The sequence below is a fragment of the Lysobacter spongiicola DSM 21749 genome (genome assembly GCF_900167055.1).
Classification (GTDB): domain Bacteria; phylum Pseudomonadota; class Gammaproteobacteria; order Xanthomonadales; family Xanthomonadaceae; genus Novilysobacter; species Novilysobacter spongiicola.
In genome coordinates, this window is record NZ_FUXP01000029.1 from 1 (window position 1) to 1,260 (window position 1,260).

At 59.8% G+C, this 1,260-nt stretch carries 1 protein-coding gene; it reads left to right on the forward strand.

Annotated features, from left to right (window positions below; all coding sequences use genetic code 11):
- A partial coding sequence (locus tag B5D37_RS14530) for a hypothetical protein (RefSeq protein ID WP_234987926.1) occupies positions 1–379 on the forward strand: 379 nt, incomplete at its 5' end.
- Between the last annotated feature and the right edge of the window lie 881 nt (positions 380–1,260).

A 1,260-nucleotide genomic window follows, 5' to 3' on the forward strand; every position in this document is an offset into this window, starting at 1 on the left:
CAGGACACTGCACCGGTGCGTCCTAACAGTTCGTTCAAGCCGACGCCACTTCGTGGCGCGGCTTAACTCCGGTGTTAGGCCTTTGATCGAGTTCATCCTGCTCATTACCCTCGTGCCTTTGACGCTGTACTTCGGCGTTTTAGTTGCTGTCGGGTTCTTCTCGTCGGATCTCTACAAGCTTGTTGTTGTTCTAGTTGGCGCTGCGCTTCTACTTTTCCTCCTGTCTTTTGGGCACTCCATGGACCCGGTTGCTCTGTTGCTCAGCGCCCTCATCTTGAGCGGCTACGCAGCAGCCTCGTGGCTTGCAGCCGTGTGCATACGCAACATGAACCGCTCCCATGCTCAATCGGCAGCCGAGGATGATGCGTCCGAGGCCTAACAGGTCATTCAAGCCGAACCCACTTCGTTCCATTTGCAGGCATAGTCGCGGCTGGGACTCCATATCGACTTGCGGCTCACGCGTTGTGGGTCGGCTTAATTCCGGTGTTAGCCGATTCACGAGGTCCACTGGCGTCATGAAGTGCAACTCCACTCTCGCTCTCATAGCAACGCTAGGATTCACGGCCTGCTCGAACCAGCAGTTGGACGAGAGTACCTATGTGCTCCTACGCTCCAGCACCGTTGACAGCTCATCGCCCGCGCTGCGCGCCTACTTCATGGGTGAGGGCGCACAACTCAATGGTGCTGGCTGCAGGGAACTGCTGCAGCTCGCCAATGAAGGTGTCGCAGCGCGGCATGCCGCCGGGGAAACGCACCTTGTGAAGTACGAATGCGTCTCCCTCGCTGAAGCGCGAGAGCGCGGGATCTAGATGGCCGCGCAGGAATCGGCTAACAATTCGTCCAAGCCGACGCCGCTTCGCGGCGCGGCTTAACTCAGGTGTTAGCCGGCACTGCTCAAGCTGTTCTGCGGTCGCCTCTTCGGCAGGCTGCACCTGGGCTGGAAGTGCGACTCGCGCTCGTCCTACGTTGGCTCCGCCTGGTCTGCTTCGGCTGGACCGTTGCTACCCGGGTTTTGTCGCTTCGGCTGGTCGGCTCAATCATTGCGGAGCCATCTCCGGCTGCATGTCGCCGTGGAGCTTCTAGGTAAGGCGCCGGTCGGCCCGGGCTGGTACTGTTTCGGCTGGTGGTGGGGCTGTGGGGTGTGGTGTTGGCAGGTCTGTCGGCACCGACGTCCCCCCGGTTTTGAGTAGCACGGCGAACTGGAGTCCAATTCCCCAAAGCGAGGAGATTGGACGTGAAGAAGCGCTTTTCCGAAGAGCA